The 18,991-nt window shown below is 65.8% G+C and carries 14 protein-coding genes; 7 read left to right on the forward strand and 7 right to left on the reverse strand.

Annotated elements, in window-relative coordinates; translation table 11 throughout:
- Positions 1-63: 63 nt before the first annotated feature.
- On the reverse strand, positions 64-2,895 hold the full coding sequence (locus tag C935_RS0104625) for an Rne/Rng family ribonuclease (protein WP_018861345.1): 2,832 nt from the start codon (positions 2,893-2,895) through the stop codon (positions 64-66).
- A gap of 433 nt (positions 2,896-3,328) precedes the next feature.
- Between C935_RS0104625 and C935_RS0104630 the strand changes: the two genes are divergently transcribed.
- Genes C935_RS0104630 through C935_RS0104640 form a run of 3 tightly spaced genes read left to right on the forward strand, consistent with a single transcriptional unit; the run spans position 3,329 to position 5,986 of the window.
- A complete protein-coding gene (locus C935_RS0104630; protein ID WP_018861346.1) occupies positions 3,329-4,315 on the forward strand; it encodes an RluA family pseudouridine synthase in 987 nt (328 codons plus the stop codon).
- Positions 4,312-5,010 carry an HAD family hydrolase gene (locus C935_RS0104635; protein WP_018861347.1) on the forward strand — a complete coding sequence of 233 codons (699 nt, stop codon included), beginning with the start codon at positions 4,312-4,314 and terminating at the stop codon, positions 5,008-5,010. The genes C935_RS0104630 and C935_RS0104635 overlap by 4 nt, the downstream gene beginning before the upstream one ends.
- Positions 5,011-5,020: 10 nt before the next feature.
- The gene (locus tag C935_RS0104640; protein ID WP_018861348.1) at positions 5,021-5,986 is read left to right on the forward strand and encodes a S49 family peptidase; all 966 of its coding nucleotides are present in this window, start codon (positions 5,021-5,023) and stop codon (positions 5,984-5,986) included.
- Positions 5,987-6,025: 39 nt separating this feature from the next.
- Here C935_RS0104640 and C935_RS0104645 read toward each other — a convergent pair whose 3' ends face one another.
- From C935_RS0104645 to C935_RS0104665, 5 genes are all read right to left on the reverse strand, one after another.
- Entirely contained in the window at positions 6,026-6,688 is a 663-nt protein-coding gene (locus C935_RS0104645) for a CsiV family protein (RefSeq protein ID WP_018861349.1), read from the reverse strand.
- Positions 6,689-10,162: a transcription-repair coupling factor gene (mfd, locus tag C935_RS0104650; RefSeq protein ID WP_018861350.1), complete on the reverse strand. Its 3,474-nt coding sequence runs from the start codon at positions 10,160-10,162 to the stop codon at positions 6,689-6,691.
- 88 nt (positions 10,163-10,250) lie between these two features.
- The gene (locus C935_RS0104655; RefSeq protein WP_018861351.1) at positions 10,251-11,150 is read right to left on the reverse strand and encodes a carbon-nitrogen hydrolase; all 900 of its coding nucleotides are present in this window, start codon (positions 11,148-11,150) and stop codon (positions 10,251-10,253) included.
- 6 nt (positions 11,151-11,156) lie between these two features.
- Positions 11,157-12,224, reverse strand: a complete 1,068-nt coding sequence (locus tag C935_RS0104660; protein WP_018861352.1) for an agmatine/peptidylarginine deiminase — start codon at positions 12,222-12,224, stop codon at positions 11,157-11,159.
- On the reverse strand, positions 12,221-12,580 hold the full coding sequence (locus tag C935_RS0104665; protein WP_369771390.1) for a hypothetical protein: 360 nt from the start codon (positions 12,578-12,580) through the stop codon (positions 12,221-12,223). The genes C935_RS0104660 and C935_RS0104665 overlap by 4 nt, the downstream gene beginning before the upstream one ends.
- Positions 12,581-12,709: 129 nt before the next feature.
- On the opposite strand from C935_RS0104665, the gene C935_RS0104670 reads away from it, so the two are divergent.
- Both C935_RS0104670 and C935_RS0104675 read left to right on the forward strand, forming a co-directional pair.
- Positions 12,710-13,960, forward strand: a complete 1,251-nt coding sequence (locus C935_RS0104670) for a lipoprotein-releasing ABC transporter permease subunit (RefSeq protein ID WP_018861354.1) — start codon at positions 12,710-12,712, stop codon at positions 13,958-13,960.
- On the forward strand, positions 13,953-14,696 hold the full coding sequence (locus C935_RS0104675) for an ABC transporter ATP-binding protein (RefSeq protein WP_018861355.1): 744 nt from the start codon (positions 13,953-13,955) through the stop codon (positions 14,694-14,696). The genes C935_RS0104670 and C935_RS0104675 overlap by 8 nt, the downstream gene beginning before the upstream one ends.
- 39 nt (positions 14,697-14,735) lie before the next feature.
- On the opposite strand, the gene C935_RS0104680 is transcribed toward C935_RS0104675, so the two are convergent.
- Positions 14,736-15,302, reverse strand: coding sequence for a DUF2062 domain-containing protein (locus C935_RS0104680; RefSeq protein WP_018861356.1), 567 nt, complete (start codon positions 15,300-15,302; stop codon positions 14,736-14,738).
- A 113-nt stretch (positions 15,303-15,415) separates the two neighbouring features.
- Here C935_RS0104680 and C935_RS0104685 point away from each other — a divergent pair, with 113 nt between their 5' ends.
- Positions 15,416-17,767 (forward strand): DNA internalization-related competence protein ComEC/Rec2, encoded by a 2,352-nt coding sequence (locus tag C935_RS0104685; protein WP_081616581.1) that lies wholly within the window; start codon positions 15,416-15,418, stop codon positions 17,765-17,767.
- A 12-nt stretch (positions 17,768-17,779) separates the two neighbouring features.
- Positions 17,780-18,856: an S-methyl-5-thioribose-1-phosphate isomerase gene (gene mtnA / locus C935_RS0104690; protein ID WP_018861358.1), complete on the forward strand. Its 1,077-nt coding sequence runs from the start codon at positions 17,780-17,782 to the stop codon at positions 18,854-18,856.
- Positions 18,857-18,991: the final 135 nt, after the last annotated feature.

Here is an 18,991-nt window from a genome sequence, read left to right on the forward strand (position 1 = left end):
CAGATGGCTCGGGCGTTTCCTGCCGGCCGATAACGGGATCGCCGTTATCGGCCGGTTTCTTTCTTAATCGCGCGTCTTGTCGTCCGGGTTGCCCGTAGACTCGGCCGCCGGTTCCGGTTTGCGGGGCGGCTTGTCGGCCTGAGGTGCCGAGTCTGGCTCGGAACGGGGAGCGCCGCTGACTTCGGCGGGCGACGGTTTCTCGGGTACCACCCCGGCATCGCTCTTCTTGTCGCGAGGGGCCTTCGACGCGGAACCATCATCAGGCGTGGCGGACTCGGAGGGGCGTTTCTCGGTGCCCGACTCGGAATCCCCCTTGCCCTTGGCACCACCCGCTTTCGACGACTGAGCACTTCCCTTCGCCCGACGTGTACCGGATGAACCCTTTGGTGTGTCTCCCGTCGCTTTTTCGCCTGTTCCAGGCTCGCGGGATTTTTCTTCCTGGATCTTGGACTTTTTGCTTCCGGTGCCTTTTTCTTCAGGCGCTTTTGCGTCACTGCCGCCGGCTTCCTGGCCGGCGTCCTTGTCAGAGGATCTCGGCTTGGCGGCAGGCTTGGTCTCGCTGTCACCTGACTGGCTGCTATCGCCCTTGTCGGAACCCTTCACGGCCGACTGCTCAGGGGCCGCGCTCCCCGGGGGCGAGGAGGCAGACTTGGCGGTCTCCTTCTGGCTGGCGCCTTCCTGATGACTCCCGGAGTTGTCATGACCCGTGCTGTCGTCGCTGCTGCCGGAACGCCCGCGGCCACCCCGGCGACGGCCACCCCGGCGCGAACGGCGCGAGCGGCTGCGGCCCTTGGCACTGTCGTCATCGCCCGTGGACATACCATCCCCGGATGGCGTTGGCTGTTCCTTGTCCTTCTTGGAGCTCTCTTCAGATTCCGCCTTCGGTTTTTCGGTTTTGGGTTCGGCTTCGCGGGTCTTGGCGGACGCGTCGCCGCCGCCACTGCCACGCCGTCGCGAACGACCCTTGCCGCCGCCATCGCCGCCGCTACCGCTACTGGAATCCTGACGGGTCTCGCTTTTGCCGTTGCCGGTACCCTTGGTTGCTTCGCGGTTGTCACTGCTTTCGTTTCGTGAACCCCGACGACGATTGGTTGCGCCGCCGCGGTTGTTGCTACCCCCGCGGCTGGAACGCTGCCCGCCTTTGCCTCGCTTTCGCCCCTCGTCCTGCTGCTCGGCTTCGACCTCCTGTTGGCGCCCGGCGTTGGGGAACAACGATGACCAGATTCGGGTAAAAAATCCGGGTTGCTGAACCGGTTCGCTCGGAGCTTGCGGGGCAGGGGAGTCGGCCATAGGGGCGGGGGCATTGACCTTTACGCCCTGAACCAGGGGTTTCTCCACCTTGCCCCGGCGTTCGCCGTGTGGGTCGGTGTCTTCTTCGACGGTCTCCACCAGTTCGTGCGAGCCGCGGCCACTGACCACTTCTTCACGCTCGTCCCCACGCACGCGCTGGACTTCGAATCTGGGTGTCAGGTACTGCGGGTTCGGGACGATGCTGATGTCGACCCGGTGGCGCGCCTCGATCTCGTTGATCGAAGCGCGTTTCTCGTTCAGCAGGAAGGTGCCGACGTCGACCGGGACCTGGGCCAGCACGAGGCCGGTCCGGTCCTTCATGGCCTCTTCCTCGATCAGGCGCAGGATCGACAGCGCCAGGGATTCGACGCTGCGGACCTGGCCATGCCCCTGACAGCGGGGGCAGGTGATCTGGCTGGATTCGCCGAGCGAGGAACGCAGGCGCTGCCGCGACATCTCGAGCAGTCCGAAGCGGCTGATGCGGCCAACCTGCACGCGCGCACGGTCGAGTTCCAGCGCTTCGCGCAGGCGGTTTTCAACCTCGCGCTGGTGCTTGTTGGCGTTCATGTCGATGAAATCGATCACGATCAGACCGCCGAGGTCCCGCACGCGCAACTGGCGCGCCACTTCTTCGGCGGCCTCCAGATTGGTGTGGAAGGCGGTTTCCTCGATGTCGCCACCCTTGGTGGAGCGGGCGGAATTGACGTCGATGGAGATCAGGGCCTCGGTATGGTCGATGACCAGGGCGCCGCCGGAGGGGAGCTGCACTTCACGGTCGAAGGCGCTCTCGATCTGGCTCTCGATCTGATAGCGATTGAACAGCGGGACGGGGTCGTCGTACTTCTTCAGCTTGCGCTGGCTGTTCGGCATCACCAGCCGGACGAAGTCTTCCGCCTGCTGGTAGACGGTGTCGTCGTCGATGATGACCTCGCCCACGTCGTTGCGCATGTGATCGCGCAGGGCGCGGATGATCACGTTGCTTTCCTGGTGGATCAGCGCCGGGGCATTGGCCTTTTCCGCCGCCTCGGTCACGGCCGACCACAAGGCCGTCATGTAATCGAGGTCCCACTGCAGTTCTTCCGTGCTGCGGCCCACGCCGGCGGTGCGGGCAATCACGCCCATGCCCTCGGGCATGTTCAGGCCGGACAGGGCCTCGCGCAGCTCCGCGCGGTCGTCGCCCTCGATACGCCGTGAAACGCCACCGGCCTTGGGATTGTTCGGCATCAGGACCAGGTAGCGACCGGCCAGGCTGATATAGGTGGTCAGCGCCGCACCCTTGTTGCCACGCTCTTCTTTCTCCACCTGGACAAGTAGCTGGGTCCCTTCCTTCAGCAGCTCGCGGATGGGCTTGTCACTGTCGGCCGGTGCGCCGACAGCGGAGGGGGCGATTTCCTTGAACGGCAGAAAGCCGTGGCGTTCAGCACCAAAGTTGACGAACGCGGCTTCGAGGCTTGGCTCGACGCGGGTGATCTTGGCCTTGTAGATGTTGGCCTTCTTGCGCTCGCGCGAAGGCAGTTCGATATCGAGGTCGTACAGCCGCTGGCCGTCGACCATGGCCACGCGCAGCTCTTCCGGCTGCGTGGCATTGATCAGGATGCGTTTCATGCAATGGACTCGGTCGGTCGTCCTGTGCGTCGGTCACAAGACCGGGGCCTCGCGGTGTGGTGCGAAGGCGGCACGTCGACGTTTCAAGACGCATGCCCGCCATGGCGGCGCGAAGCGGAAGCCAACGCGCCAGCCAGGTGTTCACCAATAGCCACGGGACCAGCCGTCCGCGGGATGCGGGGCCGGGGAGACAGGACTGGGTTAGAAGAAATAGTGTCACAGGTTCGCTTTTCGGCGATGGCCGTCTGGTCGCATGTAGTCGCACAGTGCAGGACCAGATCGGCGGGTAATTCTGAGGTGCCCGGGCGCAATTCATGCCAGCGGGTACCGTGCGCCAATGTAGGGCATAAGCCCCCGTTTGGGCAAGTTTTTTCGTCGTCTCAAAGCCAGGGTACATGGTTCTGAAGGTGCGCCTGAGGTAGGATCGCGCCCGATGAAAGCACGCCCCAGTCAGCCGCAGCCTCCCTCTGGGCCTCGTACGCTCTCGGTCACCGAGCGCGGGGATGGCCAGCGCCTGGACAACTTCCTCCTGCGTGAGCTTAAAGGCGTGCCCAAGGGTCTGATCTACCGCCTGGTGCGCAAAGGAGCGATCCGGGTCGACGGGCGCCGCGCCAAGGTGACCCAGCGGCTGAGTGTCGGCTCGGAGGTGCGCGTACCGGGCCTGGACCGGCCCGAGGCCGTCGAGCGCGATATCCCCCCGGGGGTCCTGGACCGTCTGCGACGTTCGATCCTGTATGAAGACGACCAGGTTCTGGTCCTCGACAAGCCCTCGGGCCTTGCGGTGCATGGCGGCAGTGGCCTCGCATTCGGGATCATCGAGGCGATGCGCCAACTTCGTCCCGGCTCCGAGCTGGAACTGGGGCACCGGTTGGACCGAGAGACCAGCGGCTGCCTGCTGCTGGCCAAGAACCGCGCGGGATTGCAGGACTTCCACGCGGCCCTGCGCGAGGGTCGGGTGGAGAAGCGCTATATGGCGCTGCTGGTGGGGGCATTTCCTGGCGATCAGCCCATTGTGTGCGAGGAGCCGATTGCCTCGAGCCGGGGGCAGGACGGCAAGCGCCGCATGCGTTCGGGGGAAGGCGCCGACCCGGAGAGTGCGCGTGCGGCCATTAGCGAGTTTGTGCCGCTGGAGCGTTATGGGTCGTTCCAGCTGGCCGAAGTCCGGATCGGTACCGGACGGACCCATCAGATCCGGGTCCATGGGCAGGCGCTCGGGCACCCCGTGGGCGGTGATCACGACTACGGACTGCCCGATGCGAATCGTGTACTGCGCCGTGCCGGCCTGAAGCGCCTGTTTCTGCATGCCCAGGCGCTACAGTACGAGGATTCGACCGGTGAGTCGCATGTGTATTCCGCACCGCTCCCGGACGAGCTTCAGGCGGTCCTCGATACGCTCGCGACCCCCGAAACACTCGAATGAACACGCTGCTGCCGCCGGAGGGTGATGCCCTGCGCCTGGTCGTATTCGACTGGGACGGGACGTTGATGGATTCGCCACGCCGGATTGTTCATTGTCTGCAGCGTACCTGTGCGGCGCTGGGGCAGGAGACACCCCCGGAAAGCGCCTTGCGGGATATCATTGGGTTGGGCGTGGAGGCGGCCGTGCAGAAGCTGTTCCCGAGTGCGGACCCTGCGTTCGTGGCTGCGTTCGCCGCCATCTATCGCCGGTGCTACCTGACCGCCACCGATGCGCCGGAGACGCCGATGTTCGCGCACGTCGCGCCCTTGCTTGACTGGCTGGACGAACGGGGCGTGCTGCTGGGCGTGGCAACCAGCAAGTCGCGGGCGGGGCTGGACCAGGCGCTGGAGGCTACCGGCCTGCAGGGGCGTTTTGTCGCGACAGCCTGCGGCGACGAGCACCCGTCCAAACCGAGTCCGGTGATGCTGGAGCATGTAATGCATCGCTGTGGAGTGGAACGCTCCCGGACGCGGATGGTCGGTGATAGCGTTTATGATCTGCGGATGGCCCGCGCCGCCGGTGTCCCGTCATTGGCCGTGGCGCATGGGGTCCACGATGACCGGCGCCTGGCTGACGAGCACCCGTTGGCCGTGGCCCGTGACCTGAAAGAACTGCTGGAACTCTTGCGGCAATCGGAGCCGCTTCCCGAGGATTGAGGACAAACGGATGGGTTGGTCGAACGAGAACAAGCCGGGCTGGGAGCGCGAGACGCTGGAGCGCCTGGTCCAGGCCCAGGTGGTGGAACAGCGGCGAGCCCGGCGTTGGGGCATCTTCTTCAAGCTGCTGCTGTTCATCTATCTGTTCGCCCTGCTGGTCCTGGTGCGGGGCGGTGATATGGGACTGTCCGCCTGGTTCGAGGATGATCGCGAGCCCGAGGAGCACGTGGCGGTGGTCGAGATCGACGGGCTGATCGCGTCCGGTGCCCGGGCGAACGCCGAGGAACTGAACAAAGTCCTGGAAAAGGCGTTCGAGGCGGATGGGACCCGGGCTGTAATGCTACGGATCAACAGCGGGGGCGGGAGTCCCGTACAGGCCGCCGCGATCCATGACGAGATCCTGCGGCTGAAGGACGAACACGAGGACATCCCGGTCTATGCGGTCGTCACCGATATCGGGGCCTCGGCCGCCTACTACATCGCCGTGGCGGCCGACGAGATCTACGCCAGCCAGGCCAGCATGGTCGGCTCGATCGGGGTGCGCCTGGACAGCTTTGGCGTGGTGGATTTGCTGGAGAACATCGGTGTCGAACGGCGGCTGTTCACCTCCGGGGAGAACAAGGCCCTGCTGGACCCGTTTCTGCCGCTCGACGAGGGGCACGTGCACCATATCCATGACCTGATGGACGGGCTGCACCAGCAGTTCGTCGATGTGGTCCGCCAGGGGCGGGGGGATCGTCTGGCCGAAAACGAGGAGCTGTTCGACGGCCTGATCTGGACCGGGCAACGCGCGGTGGATCTGGGTCTGATCGATGGTCTGGGGACGGATCAGTCGGTCGCACGCGATGTGATCGGGATCGAGAAGATGGTCACGTTCAAGCCGCGCCGAGGCGCGCTGCAGCTGCTGTTCGAGGACCTGGGTATGTCGGCCCTGCAAAGCTGGCTGGCGATGGAGACCAAGCCCAACTGGCGCTGAACGGGAAAGCCGGCGGGGTACTGCCCGTTCCCGTCCGCGCTAGCTGTCCAGCCGCGTCACGCGGGCGATGATCCCGACCACCGGGTGGTCGAGGTAGAACAGCTGGCTGCCGGAGTTCATGCGCTGGTGGCCGCGCACGGTCACCCCGAGCGGCTCGGAGCCGTCGCGGTCGATGTGGTAGACGAGGTCGGTCTCCAGATGGAGGAACCGCCCGACCCATACCCGTAGCCGGCCCTCGAGTTCGTAGCGGTCCTCGTCCGCGACAATCGGCTGGGCCGCGGCGGCCGTGTCGCCGAACACGGCTTGACGTGCCCCAAGGCGGCGGCCCTGTTGCACCTTCAGCCAGGGCGTCGCGCTATGGTCGCGGCCCAGCTGATCCCAGGCCAGACGCGCAATGACCCGTCCGGCACCGGAGTCCTCGACCCGGCTCGCGGCCCGCTGCAGTTCGAATCCGCGCCGGGAATCCTGGTAGATGCGTCCCCCCAGCTCCGATCCCGCCAGGTTCGGTTCGCGCGCGGAGGCGATCTCCTCCTGCAGGCGCCGGCTTTCCGCGGTCGTGTGTTCGAAGATGACCAGCTCGATGCGGTAGCGGCGGCCGACCTGGGCCGTGGCCGTCGTCCCCAGCCCGAGAAGCGGCAGGAGGGCGAGGCCGCTGACGAGCCTGCGGCGGTTCGGGTCGGGGCGATTGGTTTTGGCGTGCATTCAGGCGGCCTGCTGTTTCGGGCTGATGGTGTGGATCAGACGCTGGACGGCCTGCGAGCGGGCCTCCAGGGTCTCCATTTCGGCATAAAAGCGGAAAGCCTTCTGGCCGTCCAGTTTGTAGGCATTCGGATCGGATTGCACCAGTTCAATCAGCGCGGCGATATCGATTTCGGGATTCGGTCCGAAAACGAAGCGCCCGCCGGCCGGGCCCAGTTCCAGTTTCCGGATCCCCAGGGGCGTCAGCTTGAGCCGCAGGCGTGCGGCCTCGAACAGGGCCTTGGCCGGATCGGGCAGCAGCCCGAAACGATCCACCAGTTCCACCTCCAGCTCGCGCAGTGCATCGCTGTTCTCGGCGCTGCTGATGCGCTTGTAGAGGATCAGGCGTGTGTGCACATCCGGCACGTAGGCATCCGGGAGCAGGGCGGGCAGGCCCAGCTCGACCTCCGTTCCGGGTGTCTCCGGGGTCTCCAGTTCAGGCATCTTGCCGGAGCGCAGGGCGTTGACCGCGCGGTTGAGCAGGTCGTTGTACATCGAGAAGCCGACTTCCTGGATCTGGCCGCTTTGTTCGTCGCCCAGCAGTTCGCCGGCGCCCCGGATCTCGAGGTCGTGGCTGGCGAGGGTAAAGCCAACGCCCAGGTCCTCCAGCGAGGCGATTGCCTCCAGGCGTTTGCGCGCGTCGGCCGACATGGCTTTTTCCGGCGGCGTGACCAGGTAGGCGTAGGCCCGGTGATGGGAGCGTCCGACGCGGCCGCGAAGCTGGTGCATCTGGGCGAGGCCCAGCTTGTCCGCGCGATTCATCACGATGGTATTCGCCGTGGGCACGTCGATGCCGGTCTCGATGATGGTGGAGCAGACCAGGATGTTGTAGCGCCGATGGTAGAAGTCGAGCATCACCTGTTCGAGTTCGCGCTCGCGCATCTGCCCGTGGGCGATGCCGATCCGCGCACCCGGCAGCAGCGCACGAATCTGCTCCGCCATGCGCTCGATGGTGTTGACCTCGTTGTGCACGAAGTATACCTGGCCGCCGCGGCGGATCTCACGCAGGCAGGCCTCCTGGATGATCGCGTCGTTCCACTCGTTGACGAAGGTCTTGATCGCCAGGCGTTCGCGCGGCGGGGTCGTGATCACGGAGAGGTCGCGCAGCCCGGACAGGGCCATGTTCAGCGTGCGCGGGATCGGGGTCGCGGTCATGGTCAGCATGTCGACCTCGGCGCGCAGTCTCTTCAACGCCTCCTTGTGGCGCACGCCAAAGCGCTGTTCCTCATCCACGATCACGAGCCCGAGGTTGGAGAAGTCCAGGTTCGACTGCAGCAGCTTGTGCGTACCGATGACGATATCGACCTTGCCTTCCTTCAACCCTTCCAGCACGGCGGCCTGCTGCTTGGCGCTGCGAAACCGCGACAGGGACTCGATGCACACCGGCCAGTCGGCGAAGCGATCGCTGAAGTTCTGGTGATGCTGCTGGGCAAGCAGGGTGGTCGGGACCAGCACGGCCACCTGGCGATTGTTCTGCACGGCGACGAATGCGGCGCGCATCGCGACCTCGGTCTTGCCAAAGCCGACATCGCCGCAGATCACGCGGTCCATGGGCCGGGTGTCGGCCATGTCGGTCAGTACGGCGTCAATCGCCTGGAGCTGGTCGGCGGTTTCCTCGAACGGGAAGGCCGCGGCAAAGGCGTGATACTCGGGGGTCTCGGTCGCGAACGCCGTACCCTGCTTGGCGGCGCGCCGCGCATGGACCTCCAGCAACTCGGCGGCGACATCGCGCGCTTTCTCGGCGGCCTTGCGGCGGGCACGGTTCCATTGCTCGCTGCCCAGACGGTGGAGCGGGGCGTGCTCCGCATCGGCACCGGTATAGCGGCTGATCAGGTGCAGCGAGGAGACCGGGACATAGAGCTTCGCGCCATCGGCGTACTCGAGCGTCAGGAACTCCGATGGCTGGCCGTTGAAGTCCAGCGTCTGCAGGCCCAGATAGCGGCCCACGCCTTGTTCCTCGTGGACGACTGGGGCCCCGATCGTGAGATCGCTGAGGTTCTGGACGACGGCGTCGGCATCGCGGGTGGTGCGGTTGCGCCGGCGTGATTGCCGTGCGCGTTCGCCGAGGATCGCCGACTCCGGGACGAGGACGATCCCGTCGGGCAGTCGGAATCCCTCGCTCAGTGCGCCGACGGTCACGCTCAGGCCGGGGTCGCCGGTCAAGAAGGTCTCCCAGTCTTCGACCGCGTGATGCGGCACATCCTGCTCGCGCAGCAGTGTGAGCAGTGCTTCGCGCCGGCCAGCGGACTCGGCGGTGAGCAGGATCCGCTCGTGTTCCTGCACAAAGTGCTTCAGGCGTTCGGCAGGGGCATCCTTGCCGTGTTCCATGCCCAGCTCGGGCAGGGGATCGCAGGCGAAGGGCACGGTCCTCCCGCGATCTGCCGGCAGCGGCTGCGGCGGATCGCCACCCAGGGCAATGCCGGCGCGGGCACGCAGGGCCTCGTTCAGGGCTGATTCGTCGAGATAGAGGCGCTCCGGTGGCAACAGGGGGCGTTCCACCTGGTGGCCCAGCTGCTCGAATCGATCGGCGATCTCGCGGGAATACTCCTGCGCGGCGCCGGCGATATTGCCGACCTGTACCACCCGGGCCTGGGGGGCGTAGTCGAACACGCTGTCCATGCCCTCAAAGAACAGGGGCAGGTAGGCCTCGATGCCCGGGGGCACCAGCCCTTCGCTGATGTCTCGGTAGATCGGGTGGCGGCTGGGGTCGCCGCTGAACTGCTCGCGATAGCGCGTGCGGAACGCGCGAATGGAGTCCTCGTTCAGCGGGAACTCGTGACTGGGCAGGATCTCGACGTGCTCGACCTTTTCGGTGGAACGCTGGGACTCCGGGTCGAAATGGCGCAACGAATCGATCTCGTCGTCCAGAAACTCGATGCGCACCGGCTGTTCGGCGCCCATCGGGAACAGATCGAGGATCTCCCCGCGCGCGGCAAATTCGCCGTGGCCGATGACCTGGTTGACGGCGCCGTAGCCCGCCTCGATCAGACGTTCCCGAAGCTGCATGCGATCCAGCCGCTGGCCGTTATGCAGGGAAACGCCCTGGGTGGTCAGCCAGTCGCGCGGTGGCAGGCGTTGCATCAGCGTGGAGACCGGGATCAGGATGATCCCGCGTTCCAGGGAGGGCAGGTGATACAGCGTACGCAGTCGTTCCGAGATGATGTCTTCGTGCGGCGAGAAGACATCGAATGGCAGGGTTTCCCAGTCGGGGAGGCGCATCACGGGCAGGTCGAGCCCGTCAGCGAAGAAATCCCACTCCTCCTGCCAGCGATCCGCGGCCTCGTTCGATTCGACGACGACCAGCAGCGGCCATTCGGCCGATGCGGCGGCGCGTGCGAGTGCCAGTGGAGTGGCAGTGGTATTGAGCCCCGACCAGAGCTCGAAGCCATCGCCGGGAAAGCGGCCAGGGTTTAGCGGGTTGCGCGGCTGTTCGGACATGCGGGTTGGGTGATCCGGGAAAACGGGCCGGCATTATACGGATTCGGCCCCTTTCGCGGCGGGAACCCCGCTGGGGTGACGCTGAATTTCAGTCCACGCGGTCGATGTAGCGCTTGAGGATCGGGCCGTAGGCATCGATGCGACGGTCGCGCAGGAAGGGCCACATGCGGCGGACCGTCTCGGTGCGTCCCAGGTCCAGGTCGGCACGGAGGATCTCGGGCTGATCCTCGCGCGCCTGGGCCAGGATCTCGCCCTGGGGGCCCGCGACGAAGCTGTTCCCCCAGAACCGGGTCCCGGGGCTGCTTTCAGACGGGTCTGCTTCGTGCCCGGTGCGGTTGCAGGCAAGGACCGGCAGATTGTTTGCGACCGCATGGCCACGCTGGACGGTGATCCAGGCCTCGCGCTGGCGCGCCTGCTCGTCGGCTTCGTCCCGCGGATCCCAGCCAATGGCGGTCGGGTAGATCAGGCATTGAGCCCCGGACAGGGCCATGATGCGCGCTGCCTCCGGGTACCACTGATCCCAGCAGACCAGCACGCCCAGGCGCCCGACCGAGGTGTCGATCGGGACGAATCCGGTGTCGCCGGGGGTGAAGTAGTACTTTTCGTAGTAGCCGGGGTCGTCCGGGATGTGCATCTTGCGATAGAGACCGGCCGGGCGGCCATCCGCTTCGAAGACGATTGCGGTGTTGTGGTAGACGCCGGCCGCACGGCGCTCGAATAGCGAGGTCACGAGCACCACGCCGTTGTCCCTGGCGATCTCCCTCAGGCGTTTGGTGGACCGGCCGGGAATGGGTTCGGCCCGGTCGAAGACGGCGGGGTCTTCGGTCTGGCAGAAGTAGGGGCCGGTATGCAGCTCGGCCAGCACGATCAGCCGGGCGCCCCCCTTCGCAGCATCGGCCACGGCCTGCGCGGTCGCGTCCAGGTTGGCCTCGACGCTCCCGGCATCGCGGTGCTGGATCAGTGCCACGGGAAGGGTATCGGTCGTCATCGCAGATCAGTCTTCGGGGATGCCTAGAGCACCTTTGGGATACTGCATGGTCAGGCAGTGCAGACTTCCACCCTGCCAAATGATATTTCGACAGTCGATTTCCACGATCTCGCGTCCCGGAAAGGCCTCGGTCAGACGATCCAGGGCTGTGGCGTCGGCGGGATCATCGTAGGCTGGCATCAGCACCGCATCATTGAGGATCAGGAAGTTCGCGTAGGTGGCGGGCAAGCGCTGGCCATCGCCACCGAACTGCGGGCGTGGCCAGGGCAGGGGGATCAGGCGGTAGGGCTCGCCGGAGGCCTGGCGCAGTGAGCGCAGTTCCTCTTCCATGGCGGCCAGTTCGGTGTAATGCGGATCGTCGCCGTCGTCGCACTGGACGTAGGCGATGGTGCCCGGGCTGCAGAAACGGGCAAGCGTATCGATGTGGCTGTCGGTGTCGTCGCCATCGAGATGCCCGTGTTCCAGCCACAGGATCCTTTGCGCCCCGAGATAGTCTTGCATGCGACGTTCGATGGCTGCCTTGTCCAGATCCGGGTTGCGCGTGGGCTGCAGCAGGCAACGCGTTGTTGTCAGGATGGTGCCGGCGCCATCGGATTCGATGCTGCCGCCCTCCAGCACCATTGGAACGGTCTCCGGGCTGTTGAGCCCGTAGACGCCCTGTTGGGCGAGGTTGGCGGTGATCGCATTGTCGCGAGCAGCCGGGAACTTGCCCCCCCAGCCGTTGAACGTAAAGTCGAGTATCCGGGGCCGGGGGCCTTCCACAACGGTGATGGGACCATGATCGCGGGTCCAGGTGTCATCGGAATCTGCCAGCGCGAACCACAGGCGGTCGTTGCGGATCGCCGCCTCCACCAGAAAGCCGGAGATTTCTTCGATGTGCTCCGGGTCGCGGGCAACGATTACCACTGGCTCGAAGCGGCTAATCGCGGCCGCGAGCGTGGCAAAGACAGGATGGACCTGATCCAGTATTGGTGCCCAGTCCGTGCCGTCATGTGGCCAGGTCAGTTGAATCCCCGCCTGGGGTTCCCATTCCGCGGGCAGACGACGTTGGATGGAGAGCGGCCCCTTCGTCACGGTCGGCGCGGGGTCTGTTCGCCGTGCACGATGCTGTGCAGAACGTATTCGCCCTCGAACACCACGGAAAAGTCCTCATAGTCCCAGCGCGTGATCGGCGGATCGCCGACCGTCGGGTGACGCTGGTTGGGTTCGCCATGCTGGTTGCGTACACCGGACTGGTTCTGGCCGCGTGATGGCAGGCCCTCGCGGGTCTGGACCTGGAAGTCTCCACCCGTGCCTCGCAGGATCTCGGCATGCGCCTCGCCGGAGGCAAAGGTTGCGAATCCCGTGGCCGTGAGCAGACCCACCGTGGCGGAAACGGCGATCAGGCTGCGGGGACGAGTGAGCATGTGCTTTGCATGATTCCCTTGCATGTGGCGAATCTCCGATGGCTCGCGGGCGATACGTGACATGGTAGCGTCATCCACTCGTGAGTGCCTCCCGTGCCGAAAGTCCGTCTCGCGGGGATAGGTTTGTCCGCGCAACTCTGGCATGATTTCTCGATGTTCCGCCCGCTCCCGCTCGCCATCGGTCTGCGCTATACGCGCGCCAAGCGGCGTAATCACTTCATCTCCTTCATTTCGGTCGTCTCGATCCTCGGCCTGGTGCTGGGCGTGATGGCGCTGATCACCGTGCTCTCGGTGATGAATGGCTTCGAGCGGGAGCTGCGTGATCGTATTCTGGGCATGGCGTCGCACGCGACCATCCAGGATGTGAATGGTGGCTTGCGCAACTGGGAATCACTGAAGGAACAGGTCGAGACCCTCGACGAGCGGGTGCTGGCGGCCGCGCCGTACGTGCAGGGCGAGGCGATGCTGAGCGCGACCGGCAACATCTCGGGCGCGATGATTCGCGGCGTCGAGCCGGAGGCCGAGGAGCGCGTGGCGCGGATTGGCGAGCATATGACACAGGGCCGGCTCGGTCAGCTTGAACCGGGCGCCTACCGCATCGTGCTGGGCCGCGAGCTGGCAACGGAGCTGCGCGTGCGGGTGGGCGATTCGCTGATCCTCATGGCCCCGCAGGCCTCGGTGTCTCCGGCGGGTGTGATGCCGCGTATGCGCCGATTCGAGGTGGCGGGGATCTTCGAGGTCGGGATGTACGAGTACGACCGCGGGACGGCATTCATTCACCTGGAGGATGCCCAGGCGGTATTCCAGACCGGCGAGAACGTGACCGGGCTGCGACTGCGCCTGACGGACATGATGCGGGCGGGTGTGATTTCGAGAGAGGTGGCCAGCCAGCTGGACGGGCTGTTCCGGGTCTCCGACTGGACACGACAGCACGCAAACCTGTTCCGCGCGATCCAGATCGAGAAAATGGTGATGTTCATCATCCTGTCCCTCATTGTCGCGGTGGCGGCGTTCAATATCGTTTCCACCCTGATCATGCTGGTCACCGACAAACAGGGGGACATCGCAATCCTGCGAACACTTGGGTTGTCCCCCTCGGGAGTCATGCTTGTGTTTGTGGTGCAGGGGGTGGTGATCGGTGCCATTGGCATTCTGCTGGGATCCGTGGCCGGGGTGGCCCTGGCGCTGAATATCGACGTCGTGGTGCCCTTTATAGAGCGCGCGATGGGGATCGAGTTTCTGGCCGCAGATGTCTACTATATCAGTGACTTGCCATCTGAACTGAAAGCATCCGATGTCTTTCGTGTAGGCGGAATTGCGTTCTTGCTGACCGTCGTGGCGACGCTGTTTCCGGCCTGGCGCGCGGCACGCACCCAGCCAGCGGAGGCTCTGCGCCATGACTGACGCGAACGTTCCGGTGCTGGAGGCGGTGGGCCTGGAGCGGCGCTTTCGCGACGGCAAGCTGGATGTGGCGGTGCTGCAGGGGGTCGATTTCCGGCTGGAGCCGGGCGACCAGGCCGCGATCATCGGCGCCTCTGGCTCTGGCAAGAGTACGCTGCTGCACCTGCTCGGTGGGCTCGATCGTCCTACTGCGGGCGAGGTTCGGCTACTGGGGCAGGAGTGGTCCCGCATGGGCGAGGCGAGGCGCGGCCGCATGCGCAACCAGCATCTGGGGTTCGTCTACCAGTTCCACCACCTGTTGCCCGAGTTGACGGCCGTCGAGAACGTGGCTCTGCCTCTGTTAATCCGGGGGATATCCAGCCGCCGCGCCCGGCAGGAGGCGGAGCACTGGCTGACACAGGTGGATCTTGGTCACCGTGGCCCGCACAAACCGGCGGAATTGTCGGGCGGCGAGCGGCAGCGTGTCGCGATCGCGCGGGCACTGGTGACGCGCCCGTCCGCGATCCTGGCGGACGAACCCACAGGGAACCTGGATCAGGAGCGAGCCCAGCATGTGTTCGCGCTGTTGCGGGAAATGAACCGGTCCACCGGTACCGCGCTGGCGCTGGTCACGCATGATATTACGCTGGCGCGCGAGCTGGACCGGTCGGTCCAGCTGGTGAAGGGACACCTTGAGCGCGAGCACTTCCACGGCCAGCTGGTAGACAACGGATCCGCCCGGTCCTGGAACGCTGAGTAACCGCTTGCTGGCTTGCGATCGGTCGTTACCCAGGGTTGTCTATCGGTTCGGATCGTCTTCTTCTGACTTTTCCCTTTCCCGCTCCTGACGCAACCGCCGCAGTGCGCGCCGGGTGCGCAGGCGTTGCACGACGTTGACCCGCCACAGCACGCGCACCAGCAGATAGCCAGACAGACTGGCCAGGGTCGCGAACAGCAGGCTGCCGAGCAGTAGCGGCTGCCAGATGGTCAGCAGTTCGGTACTGAACCATTCCCAGCTCCAGTCGAGATGGACGTCGCGAGGCGGTTCTCGCAGCAGCTTGCGACCGACCGTATAGGCCATATACAACATGGGGGGCATGGTGATCGGGTTGGAGATCCAGACCAGGATCACCGAGATGGGCAGGTTGACGCGCACAATCAGCGCGACGATTGCGGCGACCAGCATCTGCATGGGAATTGGCAGGAAGGTCACGAACAGCCCAACGGCAAACGCACCAGCCACGGAGCGGCGGTTCAGATGCCACAGATCCGGAGACCGCAGGCGCGGCCCGAGCGGGGAAAGTGCGCGATGGCCGCGCACGCCCTCCATGCCGGGAAACAGCCTTCTGATGATGTGCTTTGCCATGTCTCTGGGTGCCTGTGGGACTCTCGCCAGCCCAATCCTGAGCGTGCATCCTACCTGCTGGGACTGACGGCTGGGGAGAGGATTCCTGTGCTCCCCGGATGGTATCGCGTGCCATGATGGCCGCAGTACTGGCTCTGATCGCGGGGATATGGTTTTTTCACCAACCCCCTTTGGTGCCTGCCGCTCTCGTGGGCCCGTTCACGGTGGTTCTGCCCCTGGCCGGGGTGCTGGCTACGCTTGCCTGGCTCTGGGCTGCCCGACGAGGTTCTCCATTCACATGGTTGCCGGCTGCCCTGCTGGGCTTGCTTGCGGGTGCGTGGCTGGCGCCCCCATACGCGGCGGACTGGTCGGACAAGGTTGTCGGTCCCGAGTGGTCGGGAAAAGATGTGTCGGTTCGGGCACAAGTGGTCAATTTGCCGGAGCACGGGGAGCGGCGCAGTCGCTTCCGTGTTCGCGTGTCGGAAACCGATCAGACAGCCTCCGGGCTGGCACTGGATGGACGCGAACTTCGGGTTAGTACCTTTCCGGCCCGACCGGCGATAGAGGCGGGTGACCGACTGCAACTGGGTCTGCGACTGCGTGGTGTGGAAGGGCCGCGTAACCCCGGGGGTTTCGATGTGGCGGGCTGGTTCTATCGCGAGGGGGTGCACGGGAGCGCTGTTGCCCGCTCGGTGACACCATTGGCAGGCGTGCAGGAAGAGACGAGTGGCCGCGTAATCATGCACCGCCTGCGGGCTGAAATGCGGGATCGACTCGAGCGGGCGGCGCCCGATTTACGGCATCCGGGACTGGTGCAGGCCCTGGTTATCGGCCATCGCCAGGCCATGACCGAGAACGAGTGGCAGGCATTTCTCCACACCGGAACCAATCACCTGATGGCCATCTCGGGTCTGCACGTGGCCCTGGTCGCAGGGTTCGCAGGGGGTGTGGCCGGGTGGTTGTGGTCCGGGTTGGCACCGCTGCGACGGGTGCGGCGGTGGCTGTTCATGAGCGTCGCCGGTCTCCTGGCCGCCGCCGGCTATGCCATGCTGGCGGGGTTCAGCATCCCGACCCAGAGGGCCCTGTTGATGCTGGTCGCGCTCACCCTGGCGCTGCTTTCCCGCCGCGAGGGTGTCGCATGGCGAGCGCTGGCACTGGCTGCCGCCATGGTTCTGATCGTGCATCCGCCAAGCGTGCTGGCCCCGGGCTTCTGGTTCTCGTTCGGCGCGGTCGCCGTGATTCTGCTGTTGTTGCAGGGGCGGATCGGGGCGACCGGATGGCGTGAAGGATTGCGTATCCAGGTCGTTCTGGCGGTGGCGATGCTGCCGCTTAGTCTGGCCTGGTTTCAGCTGGGATCCTGGATCGCACCCGTGGCGAACCTGGTGGCGGTGCCCATGGTGACGCTGCTGATTCTCCCCTTGCTGTTGATCGGGGCCTTGCTCGCCGGGTGGTGGCCGGCCGGCGGGGGGCTGTTCCTGGGTGTGGGAGACGGCCTGCTGGCGCTGCTTGTAGTGACGCTCGAGGCGCTGGCCGGGATCCCCTTGCTGGTCGATCAGCGTCATGTGCCGGTGGCCGCGGCCCTGCTGGGTGCTGTGGCGGTGCTGCTGGCCCTGCAACCGCTAGCGCGGCGATTGATGCCGTGGGTCGCTGTGGCAGCAGTCGCGCTGGTGGCACCCTTGCGCCCGGATCTCGCAGCCGGGCAGTGGCGTGTTCAGGTGCTGGACGTGGGGGCCGGGCAGGCCACCATCGTGCAGACCCGAGGGCGCGCGTTGCTGATCGACGCGGGACCGGGGCGAGAGGGCGGTTTCAGTGCTGGCGACCGTGTTGTGGTGCCCGCCCTGCGCGCGAATGGCATCCGTTCGCTGGACGCCCTGTTGGTGACGCACGAGAACGCGGGGCATGCGGGGGGCGTAGTAGCCGTGCGCGAGCAAATGCCCGTGGAGCGCACGCTGCGGCGCAGTCCTGCGAAAAACAGCGCCGATGATCCATGCGTAAAGGGGGAACAGTGGACCTGGGACGGCGTGCGCTTCGAGGTGCTCCATCCACCATCGGGGTGGAATGACGACTCTTCCGCGTCCTGCGTGCTCCGGGTGGAGGGCGAGGGTGCCACCTTATTGGTCATGGGTGGGCTGGATGGCCTGGGCGAGGCCGTGATGCGTCGGGAGAACCCGGGGTTTGCGGTCGATCTGCTGGTGGCCCCGAGGACATCGAACCCGCGCGCGCTACAGGGAGACTGGCTGGAGCAGTTCCCGCCCGGTCAGGTCTGGGCCGCGACCACCGAGAGCGGGGCCGGATTGCCGGCCGAGGTACGGGGGCGCTTGGAGCAGCGGGGCATCCAGTTGTTCGAGACGGGGCGGAGCGGGGCGCTGTCGGCGACAAGCACGAAACTCGATCAGGTACCCGCCATGGGGCAGGCACGTACGCGATTCTGGCATCCAATATCCTCCAAGCCCGAGCAGGACATCGGTGAATCACGGCGGCACTGATAGAATGGAGGAATGACAGACTACAACTCGGACACGATCCGCCCGATTCGGTTCGAAGACGGCAACCTCTATCTGCTGGACCAGCGTCTGCTGCCGCGCGAGACCGTGCGCCAGTGCTATACGGATGCGGGCGAAGTGGCCACCGCGATACGCGAAATGGTCGTGCGCGGTGCGCCCGCCATCGGTATCACGGCGGCTTTCGGGGTGGTGCTCGCCTGCCAGAAGGCTCGCGGGCGGGATGACTGGCGCGAACGCGTGGCTGCCGACATGGAGCGCCTGCGTGCCTCGCGGCCCACGGCGGTGAATCTGTTCTGGGCGCTGGACCGCATGGCCCGGGAGGTCGATGCCGCGACGGATGTCGAGATGGCCATCGACGCGACCACCGCCGCGGCCCGACAGATGCTGGACGAAGACATCGCGGGGAATCGCCGCATGGGGCGTCATGGCGCCGCCTTGATCGAGCCGGGGCGGGCGGTGCTCACGCACTGCAATACGGGCTCGCTGGCCACCGGGGGTTATGGCACGGCCCTGGGGGTGATCCGCGCGGCCTGGGACGACGGACGGATCACCGAGGTATTTGCCGACGAGACGCGCCCGTGGCTGCAGGGCAGCCGCCTGACGGCCTGGGAGCTCGTGCGCGACGGCGTCCCTGTGCAGCTGTTGTGCGAAGGGGCGGCGGCCAGTCTGCTGCGCTCCGGGCGCGTGGGCTGGGTGGTTGTCGGTTCCGACCGTATCGCCGCCAATGGCGACGTGGCCAACAAGATCGGTACCTATGGGCTGGCCCTGCTGGCACGTGCGCATGGCGTTCGTTTTATGGTGGCCGCTCCGTTGTCGACGATCGATTTCGACATGCCCGACGGGGAGGGCATTCCGATCGAACAGCGTGCCGAGGATGAGGTCCTGGCACTTGCGGGGGTGCGCGTCGCCGCCGCTGGCGCACGTGCTTACAACCCGGCGTTCGACGTTACGCCGGCGCATCTGGTCGACGCGATCGTGACCGAGCATGGCGTGGTCGAGTGCCCGGACCGGGACAAGCTGGAGGCCCTGCGCCAGGGTGTGGCGATGCAGGACGCCGTTCTGACGGGCTGACGAGCCAGAATCACCCCGTTTCACACGGGCGCACCTCTGCTGAGAGCCACAGAGGGGCGATTTCAGGCCCATTTGCTAGGTCCCAGTGGTTACCCCTGTGGTATGATCGCGAGCTTGTTCAGACGGACGGCGTAA

The sequence above is a fragment of the Thioalkalivibrio sp. ALJ3 genome, from assembly GCF_000377205.1.
Classification (GTDB): Bacteria; Pseudomonadota; Gammaproteobacteria; order Ectothiorhodospirales; family Ectothiorhodospiraceae; genus Thioalkalivibrio.

Bases quoted from the DNA above. Each gene is read 5' to 3' on its own strand.
- mtnA (WP_018861358.1), top strand. From the start codon at position 17,780: ATGACAGACTACAACTCGGACACGATCCGCCCGATTCGGTTCGAAGAC.
- C935_RS0104680 (WP_018861356.1), bottom strand. From the start codon at position 15,302: ATGGCAAAGCACATCATCAGAAGGCTGTTTCCCGGCATGGAGGGCGTG.
- C935_RS0104665 (WP_369771390.1), bottom strand. From the start codon at position 12,580: ATGCAAGGGAATCATGCAAAGCACATGCTCACTCGTCCCCGCAGCCTG.
- C935_RS0104640 (WP_018861348.1), top strand. From the start codon at position 5,021: ATGGGTTGGTCGAACGAGAACAAGCCGGGCTGGGAGCGCGAGACGCTG.
- C935_RS0104625 (WP_018861345.1), bottom strand. From the start codon at position 2,895: ATGAAACGCATCCTGATCAATGCCACGCAGCCGGAAGAGCTGCGCGTG.
- mfd (WP_018861350.1), bottom strand. From the start codon at position 10,162: ATGTCCGAACAGCCGCGCAACCCGCTAAACCCTGGCCGCTTTCCCGGC.
- C935_RS0104630 (WP_018861346.1), top strand. From the start codon at position 3,329: ATGAAAGCACGCCCCAGTCAGCCGCAGCCTCCCTCTGGGCCTCGTACG.
- C935_RS0104645 (WP_018861349.1), bottom strand. From the start codon at position 6,688: ATGCACGCCAAAACCAATCGCCCCGACCCGAACCGCCGCAGGCTCGTC.
- C935_RS0104685 (WP_081616581.1), top strand. From the start codon at position 15,416: ATGATGGCCGCAGTACTGGCTCTGATCGCGGGGATATGGTTTTTTCAC.
- C935_RS0104655 (WP_018861351.1), bottom strand. From the start codon at position 11,150: ATGACGACCGATACCCTTCCCGTGGCACTGATCCAGCACCGCGATGCC.
- C935_RS0104635 (WP_018861347.1), top strand. From the start codon at position 4,312: ATGAACACGCTGCTGCCGCCGGAGGGTGATGCCCTGCGCCTGGTCGTA.
- C935_RS0104670 (WP_018861354.1), top strand. From the start codon at position 12,710: ATGTTCCGCCCGCTCCCGCTCGCCATCGGTCTGCGCTATACGCGCGCC.
- C935_RS0104675 (WP_018861355.1), top strand. From the start codon at position 13,953: ATGACTGACGCGAACGTTCCGGTGCTGGAGGCGGTGGGCCTGGAGCGG.